18 protein-coding genes are annotated in these 20,404 nt (G+C 71.7%); 9 read left to right on the top strand and 9 right to left on the bottom strand.

Going from position 1 to position 20,404, the window contains the following annotated elements; all coding sequences use genetic code 11:
- Positions 1 to 139: 139 nt before the first annotated feature.
- From ACZ63F_RS07430 to ACZ63F_RS07410, 5 genes are all read left to right on the top strand, one after another.
- Positions 140 to 1,096, top strand: a complete 957-nt coding sequence (locus ACZ63F_RS07430; RefSeq protein WP_469709567.1) for an ABC transporter ATP-binding protein — start codon at positions 140 to 142, stop codon at positions 1,094 to 1,096.
- Positions 1,093 to 2,454 (top strand): ABC transporter permease, encoded by a 1,362-nt coding sequence (locus tag ACZ63F_RS07425; protein WP_469709566.1) that lies wholly within the window; start codon positions 1,093 to 1,095, stop codon positions 2,452 to 2,454. Before ACZ63F_RS07430 ends, ACZ63F_RS07425 begins: the two co-directional genes overlap by 4 nt.
- Before the next feature lie 14 nt (positions 2,455 to 2,468).
- A complete protein-coding gene (locus ACZ63F_RS07420) occupies positions 2,469 to 5,222 on the top strand; it encodes an alkaline phosphatase family protein (protein WP_469709565.1) in 2,754 nt (917 codons plus the stop codon).
- Positions 5,223 to 5,373: 151 nt separating this feature from the next.
- Entirely contained in the window at positions 5,374 to 6,255 is an 882-nt protein-coding gene (locus ACZ63F_RS07415; protein ID WP_469709564.1) for an NAD(P)-dependent oxidoreductase, read from the top strand.
- Positions 6,256 to 6,362: 107 nt separating this feature from the next.
- Entirely contained in the window at positions 6,363 to 6,638 is a 276-nt protein-coding gene (locus ACZ63F_RS07410; protein WP_089102439.1) for a DUF1876 domain-containing protein, read from the top strand.
- A gap of 46 nt (positions 6,639 to 6,684) precedes the next feature.
- Here the strand turns inward: ACZ63F_RS07410 and ACZ63F_RS07405 are convergent, their stop codons facing one another.
- The 6 genes from ACZ63F_RS07405 to ACZ63F_RS07380 all read right to left on the bottom strand — a co-directional run bounded on the left by ACZ63F_RS07405 (position 6,685) and on the right by ACZ63F_RS07380 (position 11,646).
- On the bottom strand, positions 6,685 to 7,845 hold the full coding sequence (locus ACZ63F_RS07405; protein WP_469709563.1) for a serine hydrolase domain-containing protein: 1,161 nt from the start codon (positions 7,843 to 7,845) through the stop codon (positions 6,685 to 6,687).
- A 104-nt stretch (positions 7,846 to 7,949) separates the two neighbouring features.
- The gene (locus tag ACZ63F_RS07400; RefSeq protein ID WP_352365832.1) at positions 7,950 to 8,354 is read right to left on the bottom strand and encodes an organic hydroperoxide resistance protein; all 405 of its coding nucleotides are present in this window, start codon (positions 8,352 to 8,354) and stop codon (positions 7,950 to 7,952) included.
- Positions 8,355 to 8,624: 270 nt separating this feature from the next.
- Positions 8,625 to 9,098, bottom strand: a complete 474-nt coding sequence (locus tag ACZ63F_RS07395) for a MarR family winged helix-turn-helix transcriptional regulator (RefSeq protein WP_469709562.1) — start codon at positions 9,096 to 9,098, stop codon at positions 8,625 to 8,627.
- Between the two features lie 10 nt (positions 9,099 to 9,108).
- Positions 9,109 to 9,861, bottom strand: coding sequence for an energy-coupling factor ABC transporter ATP-binding protein (locus ACZ63F_RS07390; protein ID WP_469709561.1), 753 nt, complete (start codon positions 9,859 to 9,861; stop codon positions 9,109 to 9,111).
- Positions 9,849 to 10,610 carry a cobalt ECF transporter T component CbiQ gene (gene cbiQ / locus ACZ63F_RS07385; RefSeq protein WP_469709560.1) on the bottom strand — a complete coding sequence of 254 codons (762 nt, stop codon included), beginning with the start codon at positions 10,608 to 10,610 and terminating at the stop codon, positions 9,849 to 9,851. The genes ACZ63F_RS07390 and cbiQ overlap by 13 nt, the downstream gene beginning before the upstream one ends.
- A gap of 1 nt (position 10,611) precedes the next feature.
- Positions 10,612 to 11,646 (bottom strand): energy-coupling factor ABC transporter permease, encoded by a 1,035-nt coding sequence (locus ACZ63F_RS07380; RefSeq protein ID WP_469709559.1) that lies wholly within the window; start codon positions 11,644 to 11,646, stop codon positions 10,612 to 10,614.
- Positions 11,647 to 11,821: 175 nt separating this feature from the next.
- On the opposite strand from ACZ63F_RS07380, the gene ACZ63F_RS07375 reads away from it, so the two are divergent.
- The gene (locus ACZ63F_RS07375) at positions 11,822 to 12,169 is read left to right on the top strand and encodes an SsgA family sporulation/cell division regulator (RefSeq protein ID WP_093501907.1); all 348 of its coding nucleotides are present in this window, start codon (positions 11,822 to 11,824) and stop codon (positions 12,167 to 12,169) included.
- Between the two features lie 18 nt (positions 12,170 to 12,187).
- Here ACZ63F_RS07375 and ACZ63F_RS07370 read toward each other — a convergent pair whose 3' ends face one another.
- From ACZ63F_RS07370 to ACZ63F_RS07360, 3 genes are all read right to left on the bottom strand, one after another.
- Positions 12,188 to 13,858 carry a penicillin-binding transpeptidase domain-containing protein gene (locus ACZ63F_RS07370; protein ID WP_469709558.1) on the bottom strand — a complete coding sequence of 557 codons (1,671 nt, stop codon included), beginning with the start codon at positions 13,856 to 13,858 and terminating at the stop codon, positions 12,188 to 12,190.
- A gap of 102 nt (positions 13,859 to 13,960) precedes the next feature.
- The gene (locus tag ACZ63F_RS07365; protein ID WP_469709557.1) at positions 13,961 to 15,571 is read right to left on the bottom strand and encodes a penicillin-binding transpeptidase domain-containing protein; all 1,611 of its coding nucleotides are present in this window, start codon (positions 15,569 to 15,571) and stop codon (positions 13,961 to 13,963) included.
- Between the two features lie 155 nt (positions 15,572 to 15,726).
- Positions 15,727 to 17,499 (bottom strand): dolichyl-phosphate-mannose--protein mannosyltransferase, encoded by a 1,773-nt coding sequence (locus ACZ63F_RS07360; protein WP_469709556.1) that lies wholly within the window; start codon positions 17,497 to 17,499, stop codon positions 15,727 to 15,729.
- A 129-nt stretch (positions 17,500 to 17,628) separates the two neighbouring features.
- Here ACZ63F_RS07360 and rsmI point away from each other — a divergent pair, with 129 nt between their 5' ends.
- From rsmI to ACZ63F_RS07345, 3 genes are all read left to right on the top strand, one after another.
- Positions 17,629 to 18,477: a 16S rRNA (cytidine(1402)-2'-O)-methyltransferase gene (gene rsmI, locus ACZ63F_RS07355; protein ID WP_469709555.1), complete on the top strand. Its 849-nt coding sequence runs from the start codon at positions 17,629 to 17,631 to the stop codon at positions 18,475 to 18,477.
- A 456-nt stretch (positions 18,478 to 18,933) separates the two neighbouring features.
- The gene (locus ACZ63F_RS07350) at positions 18,934 to 19,362 is read left to right on the top strand and encodes a hypothetical protein (protein ID WP_469709554.1); all 429 of its coding nucleotides are present in this window, start codon (positions 18,934 to 18,936) and stop codon (positions 19,360 to 19,362) included.
- Positions 19,363 to 19,408: 46 nt separating this feature from the next.
- A complete protein-coding gene (locus ACZ63F_RS07345) occupies positions 19,409 to 20,311 on the top strand; it encodes a TatD family hydrolase (RefSeq protein ID WP_469709553.1) in 903 nt (300 codons plus the stop codon).
- The last annotated feature ends 93 nt before the right edge of the window (positions 20,312 to 20,404 follow it).

The following is a 20,404-nucleotide window of genomic DNA, read 5'->3' as shown; positions in this document are numbered from 1 at the left end:
CCGGGCGGCCGCTCCGCTCACAGGACTTGCCGTTGCCTTGACGAACCGTTCCTCGAACGTTCAACCGGCCGCCTGTGCCCGGGTTGTGTGTTTTCCATAAAGTCCCTGCGGATCGTGGAAGAAGGGACGCACGGGACGCATGGACATACCGCACGCAGTCCGGGCCCGCGGGATCAGCAAGTGCTTCGGTGACGTCGTCGCGCTGGACGCCGTCGACCTCGACGTGACGCAAGGTCAGATCCATGGCCTGGTCGGGCCGAACGGCGCCGGCAAGACGACGCTGCTCGGCCTGCTGCTGGGGCTGGCCGTCGCCGACGGCGGCCGGCTGGAGATCCTGGGCACGCCGGTCGAGCGGGCGCTCGCCGCCCCCGACGGCGTCGCCGGCTTCGTGGACGCGCCCGGCCTCTACCCCTCGCTCACCGCCCGGCAGAACCTCGCCGCGCTGGCCACGCTGCGCGGTCTGGACACCGGGACGGCAGGGACCGCGGGTATCGACGACGTGCTCGCCGAGGTCGGTCTCACCGACGTCGCCGACGACAGGACCCGCGGCTTCTCCCTCGGCATGCGCCAGCGGCTCGGACTCGCCGCCGCCCTGCTCGTCCGGCCCCGGCTGCTCGTGCTCGACGAGCCCTCCAACGGCCTCGACCCGGCCGGCAAGAGGCACGTGCACGGCGTCCTCACCCGGCTCGCCGCCGACGGCACCGCCGTGGTGCTCTCCAGCCACCGGATGGACGACCTGGAGGCGCTGTGCTCCGAGGTCACCATCCTCGCCACCGGCCGCGTCGTCTTCTCCGGCCCGCTGACCAAGCTCGCCGCCGAGAACCGTGAACTCGACTACCGGCTGCGCACCTCCGACGCCGGGACCGCGCGCCGGCTCGCCGCGGACGCGCCCGGCATCCGGATCGTCGACGACCCCGGCCCCGGCCTGCGCAGCGACCCCGACGTGCTGGTCGTACGCGCCCTGGTGCCCGCCCTCGACGAACTCGTCGCGGACGTCGTGCGGTCGGGGGTCGCGCTGCGCGAACTCGCCCCCGTCGTCTCCCCCCTCGAAGCCGCCTTCCTCGACCTCACCGAAGACCAGGAGACCGGCCGATGACCGTCACGGAGCACGCTCCCGTCACCGGACCCGCCCCGGTCACCCGTCGCGTCCCCGTCTCGCGCGGCTACCGCTTCGAACTGGTGAAGCTGGTCTCGCAGTGGCGGATCCGGCTGCTGGTGCTCGCCTGCTGGATCGCGCCCGGGCTGTTCGTCGTGGGGGTCGGCCGGCAGAGCACGCTGCCCGCCGACACGCTCTTCGGGCGCTGGATGCACGCCACCGGGTGGGCCGGTCCGCTGGTGATGCTCGGTTTCGCCGGTACCTGGGCGCTTCCGCTGCTGACGTCGGTGGTCGCCGGTGACGTGTTCGCCGCCGAGGACCGCCTCGGCACCTGGCGCCACCTGCTGGTGGCGGTCCGTTCGCCCGCGCGGATCTTCGTCGCGAAGTCGCTGGCCAGCCTCACCGTCATCCTGCTGCTTGTGGCCGGACTGGCCGCCTCCAGCACGCTCGGCGGCCTGGCGTCGGTCGGCGACCAGCCGCTGGTCGGCCTCGACGGCCACCTCCTGTCGCCCGGCGACGCGGCAGGACGGGTCCTGCTCGCCTGGCTCGCGGCCCTCGCCCCCACCCTCTCCCTCGCCGCCATCGGGCTGCTCGGCTCGGTCGCCCTCGGCCGCTCCCCGATGGGCCTGCTGCTGCCCCCGGTCGTCGCGCTCGCGATGTCGGTCGCCCAGATGCTGCCGCTGCCCGTCGCGGTGCGCCTCGCCCTGCCCGGCTACGCCTTCATCTCCTGGAACGGCCTGTTCACCAGCCCCGCGCAGCTCGCCCCGCTGCTCATCGCCGTAGCGGTGAGCCTGGCATGGGCGGTGCTCGCGACGGCGCTCGCGTACGTGCTGTTCGTACGGCGGGACTTCACCAACCCTGCCTACGACGGCTCCGGGCGCCGCGCGCTCACCCTCGGCGTGCTGCCGCTGGCCGCGCTGACCGCCGTCACCGTCGGCGCGCTCGCCGTGGCCACCCCGTCGACGGGTTCCGGGATCCGGCAGGACAAGGTGCAGAAGTCCCTCGCCACGGTCTTCGGCCACCTCTACCGGCTGCAGACCGAGCAACTGCACCGGCCCGCCGTCACCGAGGCCCAGCTGAAGACGACGGCGGCATGCACCAAGAGCGACGGCCGGTCCGCCCAGGAGGGCGCGGGCAACGACTGGCGTTGCGTCGTCAGCTGGCACCTCCCCGGCGTCACGGCGGTCACGGGGACGGCGGTCTACCAGCTCGACATCACCTCGGACGGGCGGTTCGTGGCCGACGGCGACGGTCCCAAGGAAGTCAACGGCTACTTCCTCCTACGGACCTCGACCGGCGACGCCCCGAATCCGCTGTGGCAGTTCGACGGCAACGTCGACCTGCTCGACACCCAGTGAAGGGAAACAGTTCCGTGCAGGTAACCCGCCAGCGCCGGATCAACGAGAAGAAGCAGATCCACCTCTTCGGCAGACACGTCGGCCGCCACACCCTGCTGGTGACGGCGGGTATCGCCGTCGCCCTCGGGGTCACGGGCACCGCGGTCGCCTCGACGTACCAGTTCGGCACCCAGCAGGTCGGCCAGACCACCGCCAACGGCCAGGTCGTCTCCGCCGATCAGTACATCAACCCCTACGGCACGCGCAGCGTCATCAACGACGGCAAGATCATGTCGTCGGTCGTCAGCCCGGACGGCACCCACCTCGCCGCCTCGGTCGCCGACGGCGACGCGTCGCTCGTCATCGTGGACCTGGCGACGGGTCAGGTCACGCAGAAGATCGGCACCAACGCGGCCGACAACCTGCGCATCAGCAGCGGCGCGGTCGGCCAGGAAGGGCCGACCTACTCGCCCGACGGCAAGCAGCTGTGGCTGGGCCAGGCGAACGGCTACACCAAGTTCACCGTCAACGCCGACGGCACCCTCGCGAGCCCCACGGCCGTGCCGATCGCGGCCGACGGCACCAAGCAGGCACTGGTGGGTGCGGCGGTGTTCTCGGCCGACGGCGCCACCGTGTACTCCGCGGTCAACGGCCAGAACAAGGTGGTCGCCATCGACGCGGCGACTGGAACGATCAAGCAGACCTGGGCGGTCGGCAACGCCCCGCGCGGTCTCGCGCTGGTCGGCGGCAAGCTCTACGTCAGCAACGAGGGCGGGCGCCCGGCCAAGGCCGGCGACACCACCATCAACTCCTACGGCACCGATGTCGTGGCCAACCCGAAGACCGGCGCCAGCACCACCGGCACGGTCAGCGTCATCGACACCGCGGACCCGTCCGCCGCCGTCGGCACCGTCGACGTCGGCCTGCACCCGACCGCCGTGTACGCGAGCAAGGGCGCGGTGTTCGTCACCAACACCGCCGACAACACCGTGTCGGTCATCGACAGCCGCAAGGACAAGGTCGTCCAGACGATCTCCACCCAGCCGTGGCCCGAGGCGTCCGTCGGCTACGAGCCGAACGCGGTCACCCTCACCGACGACGGCCGCCTCCTGGTGACCCTCGGCCGCGCCAACGCCGTCGCCGTCTACCGCTACACCTCCGCGCAGCAGCCGGCCCGCTTCGTCGGCCTGCTCCCCACCGACTACTTCCCGTCGGGCGTCACCGCCCTCGGCAAGAAGATCGTCGTCGCCAACACCCGCGGCATCGACGCGCTGCGCCCCGACGCCGCCGGGCACAGCACGCACGACACCACGTCGAGCCTCACCCAGTTCACGATGCCGAGCGACCAGGTCGTCAGGTCCGAGACGAACAAGGTGTTCAAGCAGAACGGCTGGACGTCCAACTCGGTCAAGACCGCCAAGGCCAACAGCCACGAGAAGGCCGTCCCGGTCCCGAAGCGGATCGGCGACCCGTCGACGATCAAGCACGTCTTCCTGCTCGTCAAGGAGAACCGCACCTACGACCAGGTCTTCGGCGACCTGCCGCAGGGCAACGGAAACTCCGCGCTCACCCAGTTCGGCGAGAACGTCACGCCGAACCAGCACGCGCTGGCCCAGCAGTTCGGGCTGTACGACAACTTCTACGACGTCGGCACCAACTCCGCCGAGGGCCACAACTGGCTGATGCAGTCGGACAACCCGGAGTACACCGAGTCGTCGGCCGGCGAGTACACCCGCAGCTACGACACCGAGGACGACGTCCTCGGCCACCAGAAGACCGGGTTCATCTGGACCGGAGCGCAGGCGGCCGGCAAGTCCGTGAAGGACTTCGGCGAGTTCCAGTCGTACGAGAGCAAGCCCGCCGGTGCGACCTGGCAGAACCTGTACTGCGACAGCAAGAACATGGCCGCGACCGGGGCCCAGACCGCCTACCCGATCAAGACGGGCTCGGCGATCCCCTCGCTCAACGACGTCTCCGTGCAGGGCTTCCCGCTGTTCGACCTCAACGTCCCGGACATCTACAAAGAGCAGATCTGGAAGCACGACTTCGAGAAGAACGGCCCGGCGAACCTGAACATGTTCTGGTTCTCCAACGACCACACCGGCGGCCCCGCCAACGCGGCCGCCGAGGTCGCCGACAACGACCTCGCGGTCGGCCGGATGGTCGACGAGATCACCCACAGCAAGTACTGGAAGGACTCGGCGATCTTCGTCGTCGAGGACGACTCCCAGGCCGGCCTCGACCACGTCGACGGCCACCGCGCCCCGGTCCAGGTCATCAGCCCGTACGCCCAGCACGGCACGGTCGACGACCACTACTACTCGCAGATCACCATGGTCCGCACCATCGAGCAGATCCTCGGGGTGCACCCGATGAACCAGCTCGACAGCGCGGCCACCCCGATGTACGGGGCGTTCACGAGCAAGGCGGACGACACGCCGTTCACGGCCGTCCCGAACCGGACCTCGCTGACCCTCGGTGTGAGCCCGCAGCCGACCTGCGGCCCGGACACCCCGGCGGCCCAGGACGCCCATGCGGCGGCCGCGCCGACGTCGGTCTCCGTCCCGGCGGCCGAGGCCAAGGTCGCGGCGCAGTGGCGGACCTGGGCCTCGCACCAGCGGCTGACCGGCAAGAACGCGGTGCCGGACTACGCCAACCCCACTCAGATGAACCGTTACACCTGGTACCAGACCCACAACTGGACCAAGCCCTACCCCGGTGACAAGAAGATCTACTCACCGAACGACGTGCCCGGCGCCTACCTCCCGTCCGCGGAGAACGACGGCTGAGCCAGGACCGCTCACGTACCGGGACCCCGGCCCTCGCGGCCGGGGTCCCCGTGCGTTCCGCGGCGCGCCGCCGGGATACCCGGACGCCGCGCGCCGGGCGGCCCGCGGTGCGTCAAGCTGGCTGCGGAACGTACGAGGACAGGGAGACGTCATGACCGACAAGCTGACCGTGGGCGTGCTGGGCACCGGCATCATGGGCGCCGCGATGGCCCGCAACCTCCTGAAGGCCCGGCACACCGTCCGCGCGTGGAACCGCACCCGTGCCAAGGCCGAACCGCTCGCCGCCGACGGCGCCGAGGTCACGGACACACCGGCCGAGGCCGTCGAGGGTGCCGACGTCGTCCTGACCATGCTGTACGACGGCGCGACCGCCCTGGAGACCCTGCGCGAGGCCGCCGGGTCGCTGCGTCCCGGGGCCGTCTGGGTGCAGTCGACCACCGCCGGCCTCGACCAGATCCCCGTCCTGGCCGCGTTCGCCGCCGAGCACGGCCTGGTCTTCTACGACGCCCCGGTCCTCGGCACCCGTCAGCCCGCCGAGGCCGGACAGCTCACTGTCCTGGCCGCCGGGCCGCAGCAGGCCCGGGAGACGGTCACGCCCGTCTTCGACGCGGTCGGCGCCCGCACGGTGTGGACCGGCGACGACGGGTCCACGGCCGCCGCGACCCGGCTCAAGCTGGTCGCCAACAGCTGGGTCCTCGCGGCCACGGCGACGACCGGCGAGGTGGTCGCGCTGGCCCAGGCGCTCGGGGTGGACCCGCAGAGCTTCTTCGGCCTGATCGCGGGCGGCCCCCTCGACATGGGCTACCTGCGGGCCAAGGCCGGGCTGATCCTCGACGGCGCGCTGACCCCGCCGTCGTTCGCGGTGGACACCGCCGGGAAGGACGCCCGGCTGATCGTCGCCGCCGGCGCGAGCCACGGCGTGCGCCTGGACGTCGCCCAGGCGGCCGCCGAACGCTTCGCCCGCGCCGCCGCCCAGGGGCACGCCGACGAGGACATGGCGGCCGCGTACTTCGCCAGCTTCGAGGACAAGTAGCCGGGCGAGGGGGCCGGAGCGGGAGCGGGGGCCGGGCCGACGTGACGGGCCCGGCCCCGGAGGAGCACCCTGGAAGCAGCGATTCCGGAGGTGGTCCCGTGATGAACATGATGAAAACCGCTGTGGGATGGCATGTCGAGATGGAGTTCCTGGAGGACGACACGCACACGCGCGCGGTGGCCCTGGTACGCCTGCCCGACGGCACCGAGGTACGGGCGCACGGTCACGCGAGCCGGCACGAGTCCGACAGCAACCAGCCCAGAGTCGGCGAGGAGATCGCCGGCGCCCGCGCCCTGAACGAACTGGCCATGCAGCTGCTGTCCAAGGCGCACGGCGAGATCGACGCGCTGTCGGGGCGGCATTCGCACCCGATCAACGTGTGAGCGGTGCGCGGGGCGCCCGCGGGCGCGCAGGTGCGCGCGGTGGTGGTTACGACAGCGCCGTGCGCACCGCGCGGACCAGCGCCTGCGCCCGCGGGTCCGCCGTCACGCTCTTGCGGAAGCCGTTGGTGACGTAACCGAATGCGATGCCCGACTCGGGGTCAGCGAAGGCGAGCGCTCCGCCGCGGCCGGGGTGGCCGAAGGAGCCGGGGGAGAGCAGCGGGGACGCGCTGCCGTGCAGCATGTAGCCGAGCCCGAAGCGGGTGGCGACGACCAGCACCCGGTCGGGGCCGGCGGACTGCTCACCGCGGGCCAGCTCCACGGTCTCCGGCGTGAACAGCCGCCGGCCGCCGTCGAGGTCGCCGATCAGGGCGGCGTAGAAGCGGGCAAGCCCGTCGGCGGTGGCGATGCCGTTGGAGGCGGGCAGCGCGGCCGCGCGGTAGGCGGGGTCGTTCTCGTCCGGGAGCGGGTCGATCGCGCCGAACGCCCGGCGGGTGAGCGAGCCGGGGTCGGCGTACGCCTCGGAGACGGCCCGCTTGGGCCTGGTCCGCAGCGCGCCCGCGCTCTCGGGTGCCGGCACCGGACCGACGCGCCCCACGCGCGCCTGCTCGGCCTCCGGCAGCCCGAGCCACAGCCCGGCGCCGAGCGGCCCGGCGATCTCGTCCGCGATCCACTCGCCGACGGTCCGCCCGGTCACCCGCCGCACCAGTTCGCCGGTCAGCCAGCTGTACGTCTGCGCGTGGTAGCCGTGGTCGGTGCCCGGCTCCCACACCGGCGCCTGCGCCGCCACGGCGGCCGCGCCGAGGTCGGGGTCGGCGGCCTCCGCGGGCGTGAGCGGCCGGTCCAGCACCGGTACGCCCGCGGAGTGCGCGAGCAGCTGCCGCACCAGCGTCCGCTCCTTGCCGGCCGCCTTGTACTCCGGCCAGTGGTCGCCCACCGGCGCGTCCAGGTCCAGTTCGCCGCGCTGGTGCAGGAGCAGCAGGACGGCGGCGGCGACGCCCTTGGTCGCCGAGCGCACGATCTGGGCGGTGCCGTGCTCCCACGGGGTGCCACCGTCGACGTCCCTGCTGCCGCCCCACAGGTCGACGACCCGGTGCCCGTCCCGGTACACGGCGACCGCCGCTCCCCGGTCCCCGAGCAGCTCGAAGTTGCCCGCGAACGCGTCCCTGACCGGCTCGAAGCCCTCCGCCACAGTGCCGTGCACGTCCACGTCCGGATCCCTCCGCCTGCCCACTTGCCGGTGACAGTGAGTGAAACATGGCCGTGCGGTCGCGGATTCCTCGGTACGACGTGGCCTGCGGCACGTGCCCGGGGTCAGCCGAGCACGATGGTCACCTCGATGTTCCCGCGCGTGGCGTTCGAGTACGGGCACACCTCGTGGGCGGCGTCCACCAGTTTCGCCGCGATGTCCGCGTCCAGCACCGGGAGCGAGACGCTGAGGGCTACGGCGAGGCCGTAGCCGCGCTGCTTGTTGGGGCCGATGCCGACCTTCGCGGCGACCGTGGAGCCGGTCAGGTCGTAGCCCGCGCGGTTGCCGACGAGGATCAGCGCGTTGTGGAAGCAGGCGCTGTAGCCCGCCGCGAACAGCTGTTCCGGGTTGGTGCCGTTGCCGTCCCCGCCCAGCTCCGGCGGCATCGCGACCTTGAGGTCGATCTGGCCGTCCTGGCTGCTCACGTACCCGTCCCGGCCGCCGTGTGCGGTCGCCTCTGCGACATACATGATCTTCGTCGGACGAGAGTCGACGGTGGCGCCTTCGATCACGGCGGGACCTCCCCCAGGGCGGAAACGGTGGTGGGCAACACAGAAGTGTGCAAGCACATCGTGCACAAGGTACCGACCGGTAGGAAGCCCTGCGGCTACCAGGGGGTGGAAACCGTGGGTAACAGCTGTCGGCTGTCACGGCCGCGGGGCCATCGCGCCACGACGGCCGAAAGGCCAACCGGCTACGACGGCCGAAGGCCACCCACTACGACTGCCGAAGGCCACCCGCTACGACGGCCGCAAGGCCGCCCGGCCCGCCCGTTCCGCCAGGTCCCGCAGCTCCTCGCGCAGCCGGGCCACGTCGGCCCCGTCGAGCCCGGTCGTCGCGAGCAGGGCGCCGGGGATGCGCGCCGCGCGCTCCCGCAGTTCCTCCGCGCGCCCGGTGCATCCGACGAGCACGGAGCGCTCGTCCCGCTCCGAGCGCTCCCTGCGCACCAGCCCCGCCCCCTCCAGCCGCTTCAGCAGCGGTGACACCGTGCCGTAGTCGAGCCGGAGCGCCTCCGCCAGTTCCTTCACCGTGGTCTCGCCCCGCTCCCACAGGACGAGCAGGACGAGGTACTGCGGGTAGGTGAGCCCGAGTTCGTCGAGGAGCGGCCGGTAGGCGGCGGTCACGGCGCGCTGTGCCGCGTACAGCGCGAAGCACAGCTGGTCGTCCAGCCGCGGCGGCCCCGCGGGGGTCCCGGCGTCCTCTTGATGCGTCACGCGCCCATTGTCACGGACGCGGGACGAACCCGAAGGGCAGTTCAAGGCGATGGGCGCGCATCAGGGCGTCGTCGGCGAGGAGTTCGGCGGTGGGCCCGTCGGCGGCGATCGTGCCGTCGCTGAGCACCAGGGAGCGCGGGCACAGCTCCAGGGCGTAGGGCAGGTCGTGGGTGACCATCAGGACCGTCACGTCCAGGGCGCGCAGGATGTCGGCGAGTTCGCGCCGGGAGGCCGGGTCGAGGTTGGAGGAGGGTTCGTCCAGGACGAGGATCTCCGGCTCCATGGCGAGGACGGTGGCCACCGCCACCCGGCGGCGCTGCCCGAAGGACAGGTGGTGCGGCGGGCGTTCGGCGAAGCCGGCCATGCCGACCCGCTCCAGGGCGGCACGCACGCGTGCCTCCAGTTCAGCGCCCTTCAGTCCGGCCGCCGCCGGTCCGAACGCCACGTCCTCGCGGACCGTCGGCATGAACAGCTGGTCGTCCGGGTCCTGGAAGACGATGCCGACCCGGCGCCTGATCTCCGCCATGTGCCGCTTGCCCACGGGCAGTCCGGCCACCGTCACCGCGCCCGCGCCGCCGCCCAGGATGCCGTTGAGGTGCAGCACCAGGGTGGTCTTCCCGGCGCCGTTCGGCCCCAGCAGCGCGACCCGTTCGCCGCGCGCGACGCGGAAGTCCACGCCGAACAGGGCCTGGTGCCCGTCGGGGTAGGCGTAGGCGAGGCCGGAGACCTCCAGGGAAGCCGGAGCAGGGGTCACAGGGCCCATCCCAACAGGCAGACGACGAGAGCGGACAGCGGCAGCGCGAGGGCGTACGACCACTCGGCCCGCGACGCGGTCACCTCGTCGACGACCGGCATCGAGCCTGTGTACCCGCGGCTCACCATGGCCAGGTGGACGCGCTCCCCGCGTTCGTAGGAGCGGATGAACAGCGCGCCCGCGGACTTCGCGAGCACGCCCCAGTGGCGCACGCCCCGCGCCTCGAAGCCGCGCGACCGGCGGGCGATCCGCATCCGGCGCATCTCGTCGGTGACGACGTCGCCGTAGCGGATCATGAAGGAGGCGATCTGGACGAGCAGGGGCGGCAGCTTCAGCCGCTCCAGGCCGAGGAGCAGCTCGCGCAGCTCGGTGGTGGCCGCGAGGAGGACGGAGGCCGCGACCCCCAGCGTGCCCTTGACCAGAACGTTCCAGGCGCCCCAGAGGCCGTTCACGCTGAGCGAGAGGCCCAGCACGTCGGTCCGCCCGCCCTCCGCGACGAACGGCATCAGCACCGCGAAGGCGACGAACGGCACCTCGACCAGCAGCCGTTTCAGCAGGAAGCCGGCCGGCACGCGCGCGTGCCGCGCGACGACCGCGAGCAGCACGGCGTACAGCGCGAACGCCCACATCGCCGTGCGCGGGGTCGAGACCACGACGACCACGAAGGCGAGGACGGCGGCGAGCTTGGTGTGCGGCGGGAGCACGTGCACGCGTGAGTGTGCGTGCCGGTAGAGCCGGTGCGCGTGCCCGGCACCCACGTCAGCGCGCCTCGGAAGGGGTGCCGGTACGGCGCCTGCGCACCGCCCGGAACACCGCGCTGCCCGCGACCACGGTCGCACCGACCCCGATCACGCCCGCGAGACCGGCGGAGAGCCGGGCGTCGGAGACGTCCTCGACGCCGTAGTCGGCGAGCGGGGAGCCGGCCGAGGCGTGCTCCCTGGTCTGCGAGTCGATGCCGTGGTCGTGGGCGACCTTCTCCAGGCCGTCGGGGCTGGCGGAGGCGTAGTGGCTGACGAACCCGGCGAGCACCAGGGAGGTCGCCAGGCCGCTGATCCACAGCGCACGGCGGGAAGTGCGCGCCGCCACGGGCGCGGTCGGCTCCGGCGCGTCCACCAGTTCGCCGTGCACGCGCAGCTTCAGCCCCTGCCGCAGGCCGCGCGCCCCGTACACCAGATCGGGACGTACGGCGATCACCGCGCCCACCGTGAGTGCGGTGATCGCGGCCTCGCCGACACCGATGAGGACGTGCACGCCGATCATCGCGCCGGCCACCTTGCCGATGGCGACGTCGGTGGTGCCGCCGACCGCGTAGAGCAGGGTGAAGGCGACGGCCGCGGCGGGCACGGAGAGCAGGGCGGCGACGAAGGCGGCGCCGGTCACCGAGCGCCGGCCGCGGGGGAGGACCTTCACCAGGGCGCGGAAGACGGCGTAGGCGACCAGGGTGGTCACGATCGCCATGTCGGTGATGTTGACGCCGAGCGCGGTCAGCCCGCCGTCCGCGAACAGGATGCCCTGCATGAGGAGGACCACGGAGACACACAGGACGCCCGTCCAGGGGCCGACGAGTATCGCGGCGAGCGCCCCGCCCAGCAGGTGTCCGCTTGTTCCGGCCGCGACGGGGAAGTTGAGCATCTGTACGGCGAAGATGAACGCCGCCACCAGGCCGGCCAGCGGCGCGGTGCGCTCGTCGAGCTCGCGGCGGGCGCCGCGCAGGCTGACCGCGAGGGCGCCGGCCGCGGCCACGGCGGTGACCGCGGAGGTCGGGGCGTCGATGAATCCGTCAGGTACATGCACGGACCGATTTTAGGGTCCTATTGCGAAGCTTTTGCAAGTGACAGAAGGTCGTCACATGCGAACCGCGCGGGAAGAACGGCGGCCTCCGCAAGCGCATTACGGAAAATGTGGCACATTGGATAGGAAAGCGGATGCACAGCTTTCGCACAGATCACGGAGCGTAAAGGGCAGTCCGATGTCTGTAGTCGAGCAGTACGCGCGAGCCCACATCGTCACGGACGAGGACGCGCGAGACGATCCGGGCGCGGTGCCCGTCGTCCTGCGCTACGACCCCGATGCCGATCCGAGGACGGTACACATCGGTCTGCCCGGTACGGACGAGTGGACGTTCTCGCGCTCGCTGCTGGAACAAGGTCTCAGGGCACCCGCGGAGAGCGGCGACGTGCGGGTCTGGCCGCTGGGGCGGGTACAGGCCGTGGTGGAGTTCCACTCCGACCACGGCACGTCGGTGGTGCAGTTCGAGTCGAAGGCGCTGCTGCGCTTCCTCAGGCGCACCTACATGGCGACGCCGGTGGCCGGCTGAGTCGCGCCCTCGGGGGACTCAGAGGGACGCGCCCAGCTTCAGCAGTGCCGCCACGATCGGTCCTGCCGTGTCGCCGCCGTGGCCGCCCGCCTGGACCACGCCCGCGGCGGCGAAGTCGCCGCAGTAGGCGGTGAACCAGCCGTTCGGCTTCTTCTGGCCGTCGACCTCCGCCGAGCCCGTCTTGGCGCCGCAGCTCGAACTCAGGCCCGACATCGCCTTGGCCGCCGTGCCGTAGCCCGCCGTGTACTGCATGACCTCCTTCAGCTGCGCCTGCGTCTTCGAGGACATGGTGCGCGAGGCCTTCGCGATCGTCCGGTTGTCGACGCTCGGATCGACCAGGTACGGCTGGTGGAAGGAGCCGGTGTCCACCGTGGCCGACACCGACGCCATGTTCAGCGGGTTCATGCGCACCCCGCCCTGCCCGATCAGCGAGGCGCCCATCTGCGCGCCGCTCTGCACCGGCACCGAGCCGTCGAAGGTCGGGACGCCGATCGCCCAGTTGTTCATGCCGAGGCCGTAGACCTGCTGGGCCTCCGTCGTCAGGTCGCTGTTGGACAGCTTCGGCGCGAAATCGATGAAGGCGTTGTTGCAGGAGGCGCCGAAGCTCAGCTTGAACGTGCCCTGCTTGATCTCGGAGTCGTCGTCGTTGTGGAACGTCCACCCGGCGAGCTTGTACGTCTTCGGGCAGGGGTGCGAGGCGTCGGGGGTGATCAGCCCCTTCTCGAACAGCATGGTCGACGTGATGATCTTCATCGTGGAACCGGGTGCCAGGGACCCCTGGAAGGCCACGTTGAAGCCGTGGCTGGAGTTGGCGACGGCCAGGACCTCGCCGGTCGACGGGCGCATCATCACCACCGAGGCGTTCTTCTGCGTGGTGACCTGCTTCTCGGCGGCCGCCTGGAGGGTCGGGCTGAGCGTGGTCTTCACGGTGCCCGGCGTGCCCTTGCTGAGCTCCAGGAGCGTCTTGTCGGACAGCTTCGCCTTCTCGGACGCCGCGCCGCGCACCACGCGCAGTTCGACGCCCGCCTTGCCGCCGGCCTTCTTGCCGAACTTCTCCCGCAGCCCGTCGAGCACCGAGCCCAGTGACGGGTACTTGGCGGTGGTGATCTCCCCGCCGTCCCGGTCCAGCGCCTTGATCGGCGGGGTGCCGGACTCGCCGGTGACCAGGGTGTCGCCGTCCGCGAGGTCCGGGTGGACGACCGCGGCGTGCCAGTTCACCACCGGCTTGCCGTCACTGGTCCGCCGGATCACGGTGAACGCGGAGTCGTACGACAGCGGCTTGCTGACGCCCTTGTACGACACGGTCGCCTTGACGGAGAACGGGACCTTGCCGCCGGTGCGGGTGCCCTCGGTGAGGGTGACGCCCGTGACGTGGGCGTCCTTGGTGTAGCCGGTGAGGAGCTTGATGCACGCCTTGCTGTCGTCCGTGACGGCGGCGGCCTGCGTGACCTTGCCCTGCTGCCAGGACGACAGGAAGGTGCGCGCGGTCGTCTGCACCTCGGTGGCGGACAGCGGGCCGGTCTTGACGGGCTTGTGGTCGGCCGTCCCCGCCGTCGAGGCGTCGGCGGCCCCGCCGTCGTAGAGCGCGTAGAGGCCGAAGCCCACGCCGCCGACGACGACGGCGATCACCCCGCCGATGACGGCGGGTCTGTGCTTCCGTCGCTCGGCGACGCGCCTTCTCTTGCCCACTGGTCAGTTCCTCCGCGCATTCCCCAGGGTCCCCGTCGCCCCGTAGCCCTCACGCTCCCCAACGACGGCACCAGCCTAGAGTCCCGCCCTGTGAGGGTGACGTCACCCACCGATCCGTAGCACGCTTGCGACAATCGGACCGGCCGCGTCGATGCCGTGGCCGCCGTCCTGGGTCATGGCCGCGGCCGCGACGTCGTCGCGGTAGCCGGCGAACCAGCTGTTCGACTTGGACTGGCCGTCGACCTCCGCAGACCCCGTCTTGGCGCCGATGCTGCCGCTCAGCCCGCGCATCACACCGGCCGCGGTGCCGCTGGTCGCGGTGCGGTTCATCATGGCACGCAGCTGGCCGGCCGTGGACGCGGACAGACCCTTCGCGGTGGCCAGCTCACGGCCGTCCAGCTTCGGCGAGACGAGCACCGGCTGCCGGAAGGTCCCCGTCATCGCGGTCGCCGCGACCGACGCCATGTTCAGCGGGGACATCTGCACCCGGCCCTGCCCGATCAGGTTGGCCGCGGTGTCCGGGCCGCCGGAGGCGGGGACCCGGCCGTCGAAGCTCGGGATGCCCACCTTCCAGTTGTTCTTCCCGAGCCCGAACCGGTCCTCGGCCTCCTTGGTGAGCGAGTCGACCTGGACCGAGTCGGCGTACTTCACGAACGCCGTGTTGCAGGAGCGCGCGAAGCTGTCCGAGAGGGTGGCCTTCTCGTCCGGCTGGAGTCCCTTGAGGTTGCTGAAGGTCTGGCTCTGCCAGGTCGCGGTCGGCGGGCAGGGCGCCGGGCCGCTCGCCGTCGTCAGGCCCGTGTCGATGAGGGTGGCCGCGCTGATGATCTTCATGGTGGAGCCGGGCGCCAACTCGCCGAGGAAGGCAGCGTTGAAGCCGTCCTCGCGGTGGTTGGCGACCGCCAGCACCTCGCCGGTGCTGGGCTTGACGGCCACCACCGACGACTCGGCGTACTTCGTCACCGCGGTCTCCGCGGCGGCCTGCACGCGCGCGTCGAGCGTCGTGCGCAGCTTGCCCGCCTTCCCCTCCGCGAGGGTCAGCAGCGTGGTGTCGGCGGACTCCGCGGACGCGTGCTGGATGACCAGCTCCACACCGGGGGTGCCGCCCGCCTTGTCGCCGTACCGGCTGCGCAGCTCGTCCAGGATGGGGCCCAGGGACGGGTACCTGTCCTTCGTGAGGACCACGCCGTTGCGGTCCACGGCCTCGATGGGCGGGCTGGCCGCCTCGCCGGTGGACAGGGTGTCGCCGCGCTTCAGCTCCGGGTGGACCACCGACGGGTCCCAGTCGACCAGCGCGCGGTGCGTGGTCTGGCCGCGCACGACCGTCAGCCGGCTCTTGTAGGCGAGCGGCTTCGACTTCCCGCCGTAGGACACGGTCGCCCGCACGCTGTACGGCACGGTGGCGCCGGTCGCCTTGCCGGGCGTGATGTGCACGTCCTTGATGTGCGCCACGTCGCTGAAGGAGGTGAGCACGGGTTCGGCGTCGGCGGAGTCGTTCGTGAGCGACGCCGCGGTCGCCGACCGGCCCTTCTCCCAGGCGCCGAAGAACTTCTGCGTGGTGTCCTTGATCTCGTCCTTCGTCGGCGGCCCGGTCCGCACGGCCGGCGCGGCGTCGCCGTGCAGCGCCGACAGAACGTTGTAGGCGCCGTACCCGCCCCCGCCCAGCACGGCCGCGCAGACGCCGCCGATCAGAGCGCCCTTGACCCCCTTGCGCATGATGCGAAAGTCCCTCCCCGTGAGCTTTTGCGCATTTTGTGAACGCGTTCAAAAGCTGGTTGTGACGCGCACTCTAGGTCGTTGTGGGGCTCCTGTGACAGGCGTTGACCGATTGTTGGCCGAACTGTTGGTCGAACAGAGATCAGGGATGTGGCTCACACCCAGGTATCCAGCCACATACGTGAACGCCAGGAGTCGATCGGGATCGCCGTGCCCGTGTACAGCGGCCAGAAGTAGATGAAGTTCCACACGATCAGCAGCACCAGGACGCCCGCACTCGACGCGCCGACCAGCCGGCGGGTGTCACTGGAGCCCGGCGGGCCGATGATCGCGCCGATCATCATCGCCACCGCGAGACACAGGAACGGCACGAAGACGACGGCGTAGAACAGGAAGATCGTGCGCTCCTGGTACATGAACCAGGGCAGGTACCCGGCCGCGATCCCGCACGCGACCGCTCCGGCCCGCCAGTCGCGGCGGAACGCCCACCGCCACAGGACGTAGGCGATCGCGAAGCAGGCCGCCCACCACAGCAGCGGGGTGCCGATCGCGAGCACCTCACGGGCGCACTTCTGGCCGGCGTCCGACGGGCAGCCGTCCACACCCGGGGACGGCGACTCGTAGTAGTACGACACCGGGCGGCCCAGCACCAGCCAGGACCACGGGTTCGACATGTACGTGTGCGGCGAGGACAGGCCGATGTGGAAGAGGTAGACCTCGTGCTCGTAGTGCCACAGACTGCGCACCCAGTCCGGCAGGAACGTCCAGTTCCCGCCCTTGCCGGCGGTGGCCGCCCAGTTGCGGAAGTAGCCGCCGCTGCCGTCGGTGGGGGAGAGGATCCAGCCGATCCAGGAGGTCAGGTAGACGGCGACCGCCACCGGGACCGTCGCCAGGAACGTGATCCCCGTGTCATGCGCCAGGACCGCCCGGTACGGGTGCCGGGCGCCGGCCACCTTGCGGGCGCCGACGTCCCACAGCAGCGCCATCACGCAGAACGCGGCCAGGATGTACAGGGCGTTCCACTTGGTGCCGAGCGCGAGGCCCAGCAGCACCCCCGCGGCCCAGCGCCAGGGACGCCAGCCGAACCGGAAACCGTCGGCCACGCGCGCGTCCGGGCGGACCCGGCCGTCGGCCTCGGCCGGCAGCGCGGCCGCGAGCTTCTCCCGCGCCTTGTCCCGGTCGATGACCAGGCAGCCGAACGCGGCCAGCACGAAGAACATCAGCACCCCGTCGAGCAGCGAGGTGCGGCTCATCACGAAGTGCAGACCGTCCACCGCCATCAGCGCGCCCGCCAGGCAGCCCAGGAAGGTGGAGCGGAACATCCGGCGCCCGATCCGGCACAGCAGCAGCACGCTCAGCGTGCCGAGCAGCGCCGTCATGAACCGCCAGCCGAACGGGTTGAAGCCGAAGACCAGCTCCCCGAGCCCGATGACGTACTTGCCGACCGGAGGGTGCACGACGTACGCGGCGTCCACCGGGATGCCGACGTGACCGGCCTTCTGCAGGATCAGGTCGTTGGCGTTCTTGTCCCAGTTGACCTCGAAACCGCGGTGGACGAGCGCCCACGCGTCCTTCGCGTAGTACGTCTCGTCGAATATCACCGCCTTGGGGCTGCCCAGGTTCCAGAACCGCAGCAGGCCCGCCATCAGTGTCACCAGCAGCGGGCCGACCCAGCCCGACCAGCGCGTGATCCGCTCGGCGAGCACCGGGGGCACCCCGAGGGCGGCCCACAGCCGGGGGTTGGGCTCCGCGTACGGCGGCACCAGACGGTCGACGACACCTGCGTGCGCGCCGGAGCCGACGGCGCCTCTGTCACCGGAGGCGTGCGCCGGGTAGCCGAACCGGTGCAGCCGCTGCTGCCACGTCGGCCGCTCGTCGAGCACTGCCTGGCCCTGCCGGGTGTCCGAGGAGGACGCGGTACTGGTCACCGCGCCATCGTAGGGAACCGTTCTGTGTGAGTCCCGTGCAATGGGGCTTCGCGGTGGGTTCCTTTGCGTTCACCGCCCCCGGGGTCCGGCGGGGACGGCGCTGTCGGTGGCGGCTGCGAGGATGGGGGTGTGACTGGAACCCTTGTCCTCGCAGGCACCCCCATCGGCGACGTCGCGGACGCGCCGCCCCGGCTCGCCGCGGAGCTGACCGGCGCCGACGTGATCGCGGCCGAGGACACGCGGCGGCTGCGGTGGCTCACCCAGGCACTGGGGGTGACGCCCAAGGGGCGCGTGGTGTCGTACTTCGAGGGCAACGAGGCCGCCCGCACCCCGGAGCTGGTCGAGGAACTCGTCGGCGGCGCGCGCGTGCTGCTCGTGACCGACGCCGGGATGCCGTCCGTCTCCGACCCAGGCTACCGGCTGGTCGCGGCCGCCGTGGAGCAGGAGATCCGGGTCACGGCCGTACCGGGGCCGTCCGCCGTGCTCACCGCGCTCGCGCTGTCGGGGCTGCCCGTCGACCGGTTCTGCTTCGAGGGGTTCCTGCCGCGCAAGGCGGGCGAGCGCCGCTCGCGGCTCCAGGAGGTCGCCGAGGAGCGCCGCACCCTCGTCTACTTCGAGGCCCCGCACCGCCTCGACGACACCCTCGCCGCCATGGCCGAGGTCTTCGGCGCCGAGCGGCGGGCCGCCGTCTGCCGCGAGCTGACCAAGACGTACGAGGAGGTGCGGCGCGGGCCGCTGGCCGAGCTGGCGGTGTGGGCCGCCGAGGGGGTGCGCGGCGAGATCACCGTCGTCGTCGAGGGCGCGCCCGAGCGGGGGCCGGAGGAGCTCGACGCGGAGGAGCTGGTGCGGCGGGTGCGGGTGCGGGAGGAGGCCGGGGAGCGCCGCAAGGAGGCGATCGCGGCGGTTGCGGTGGCGGCGGGGATTCCCAAGCGGGTCGTTTTTGACGCCGTGGTCGCCGCGAAGCGTGTTGATGGGTGAGGTCGGTCTTCGGAGCGCCGTTGTGGTTGCTCTTGTGTAGTCGTGTGCGAGGCGGTGGGGGCTGGTCGCGCAGTTCCCCGCGCCCCTGACGGGGCGCTTCCGGACCCGGCGTTCCAAGGGGCGCACCCTGATCTCCGAGCGGGTCGCTCCTCTTCTGAGCGTGCGCCCCTGACCTGCGGTGATGTGTCCTCTGAGCGGGGTGCTTCTCCTCTGAGCGCGCGCCCCACGGGACGGTAAAGCAAGGGCGGGAAACGCAAAGCCCAGCCCTGTCCGGTGAGGCCCGTTTGGCAAGCCGGCGCCAAATCGCCTCCAACACTCGGCAGGCCTGTCGCATTCGCGTGGGCGAAGGCGTCCACTGGTCGTGAGGGACGCACCCGTCCCTCACCCCCATGGGATTCCGGGGGGAATCCCCGCGCCGGGGGTGCGTGCTTGTCCAAGCGGACAAGAGGAGCTGGCATGAGTGAGATCGCAGGGCAGACCGGCCTCCACGGTGCGGCCACGGCCGTCGTCCACGAGTCGTATTCCTTCGCCTGCATGCGATGCGGGCACGGCTGGGAGCAGTCGTACGAGATACAGCACCACACCGACGCCGACCACCACGAGTACGTCAGGTACGTGGCCGACGGCCGGGTCGTCCCGTCGCCGCTGAGCAGGCCCTCGTGCCAGAACTGCGACGGTCATGTCCTGCGGATCATGCGCGCGGGGCAGGTCTCGTCGGTGCGCAACGCCGCGCAGCGCTCGCACCAGCCGACGGCTCGTCCCGCGGGACAGTCCGGTGCGCAGGGCGGGCCGGCCGAGGCGGCGGAGACCTCCGCGGAGGCCGGGCAGCCGCACCACTGGCACCTGTCGGACCTCCTGCATCCCTTCCAGCGCGAGGCGAGCTGACCCGGGCGCGGGACCGGCGGGCATGCCCCTTTCGTAGGATCGGGGCATGCCTTCGAACGCCTCCGGTACGGCCTCCCGTACGGCCGACAAGAACGCGGCGCCGCCGCTCCCGGAACCCCTCCGGGTGCCCGTCGCCGACTCCCACACGCACCTCGACATGCAGTCCGGCACGGTCGAGGAGGGCCTCGCGAAGGCCGCGTCGGTGGGCGTCGCGACCGTCGTCCAGGTCGGCTGCGACATCAAGGGCTCGCGGTGGGCGGCCGACACCGCCGCCGCGCACGCGAACGTCCACGCGACCGTGGCGCTGCATCCCAACGAGGCGCCGCGGATCGTGCACGGCGACCCCGACGGGTGGTCCCGGCAGGGGGCGCGCGCCGGGGGCGGGGACGCGGCGCTGGACGAGGCGCTCGCCGAGATCGACCGGCTGGCCGGGCTGCCCCAGGTGAAGGGCGTCGGCGAGACCGGCCTCGACTACTTCAGGACCGGGCCCGAGGGCAAGGCCGCCCAGGAGCGCTCCTTCCGCGCCCACATCGAGATCGCCAAGCGGCACGGCAAGGCCCTCGTCATCCACGACCGCGACGCCCACGCCGACGTCCTGCGCGTCCTCAAGGAGGAGGGCGCCCCCGAGCGGACCGTGTTCCACTGCTACTCCGGGGACGCCGTGATGGCCGGGGAGTGCGCCCGCGAGGGCTACTTCATGTCCTTCGCCGGCAACGTCACCTTCAAGAACGCCCAGAACCTGCGGGACGCGGTGGCGGTGGCCCCCCTGGAACTGCTCCTGGTGGAGACCGACGCTCCCTTCCTGACCCCGGCGCCGTACCGCGGACGGCCCAACGCCCCGTATCTCATTCCGGTCACGGTGCGCGCGATGGCCGCCGTGCGCGGCATCGACGAGGACGCGCTGGCGACGGCCCTGGGCGCGAACACGGCCCGCGCTTTCGACTACTGAGCGTATATCGATCGTAACTGCCGCATAACGTTCGGCGGGGTGCGCCTTCGGTCCGCACGCGACGGTGGGTAGTCGTGCCGCTTTGGAGAGTGA

This window comes from Streptomyces sp. NPDC104761, assembly GCF_055583445.1.
This window is presented reverse-complemented; position numbering and strand designations above follow the sequence as displayed.

Bases quoted from the DNA above. Each gene is read 5' to 3' on its own strand.
- ACZ63F_RS07430 (WP_469709567.1), top strand. From the start codon at position 140: ATGGACATACCGCACGCAGTCCGGGCCCGCGGGATCAGCAAGTGCTTC.
- ACZ63F_RS07345 (WP_469709553.1), top strand. From the start codon at position 19,409: ATGCCTTCGAACGCCTCCGGTACGGCCTCCCGTACGGCCGACAAGAAC.
- ACZ63F_RS07375 (WP_093501907.1), top strand. From the start codon at position 11,822: ATGTCTGTAGTCGAGCAGTACGCGCGAGCCCACATCGTCACGGACGAG.
- ACZ63F_RS07410 (WP_089102439.1), top strand. From the start codon at position 6,363: ATGATGAAAACCGCTGTGGGATGGCATGTCGAGATGGAGTTCCTGGAG.
- ACZ63F_RS07425 (WP_469709566.1), top strand. From the start codon at position 1,093: ATGACCGTCACGGAGCACGCTCCCGTCACCGGACCCGCCCCGGTCACC.
- ACZ63F_RS07365 (WP_469709557.1), bottom strand. From the start codon at position 15,571: ATGCGCAAGGGGGTCAAGGGCGCTCTGATCGGCGGCGTCTGCGCGGCC.
- ACZ63F_RS07415 (WP_469709564.1), top strand. From the start codon at position 5,374: ATGACCGACAAGCTGACCGTGGGCGTGCTGGGCACCGGCATCATGGGC.
- ACZ63F_RS07390 (WP_469709561.1), bottom strand. From the start codon at position 9,861: ATGGGCCCTGTGACCCCTGCTCCGGCTTCCCTGGAGGTCTCCGGCCTC.
- ACZ63F_RS07400 (WP_352365832.1), bottom strand. From the start codon at position 8,354: ATGTATGTCGCAGAGGCGACCGCACACGGCGGCCGGGACGGGTACGTG.
- ACZ63F_RS07350 (WP_469709554.1), top strand. From the start codon at position 18,934: ATGAGTGAGATCGCAGGGCAGACCGGCCTCCACGGTGCGGCCACGGCC.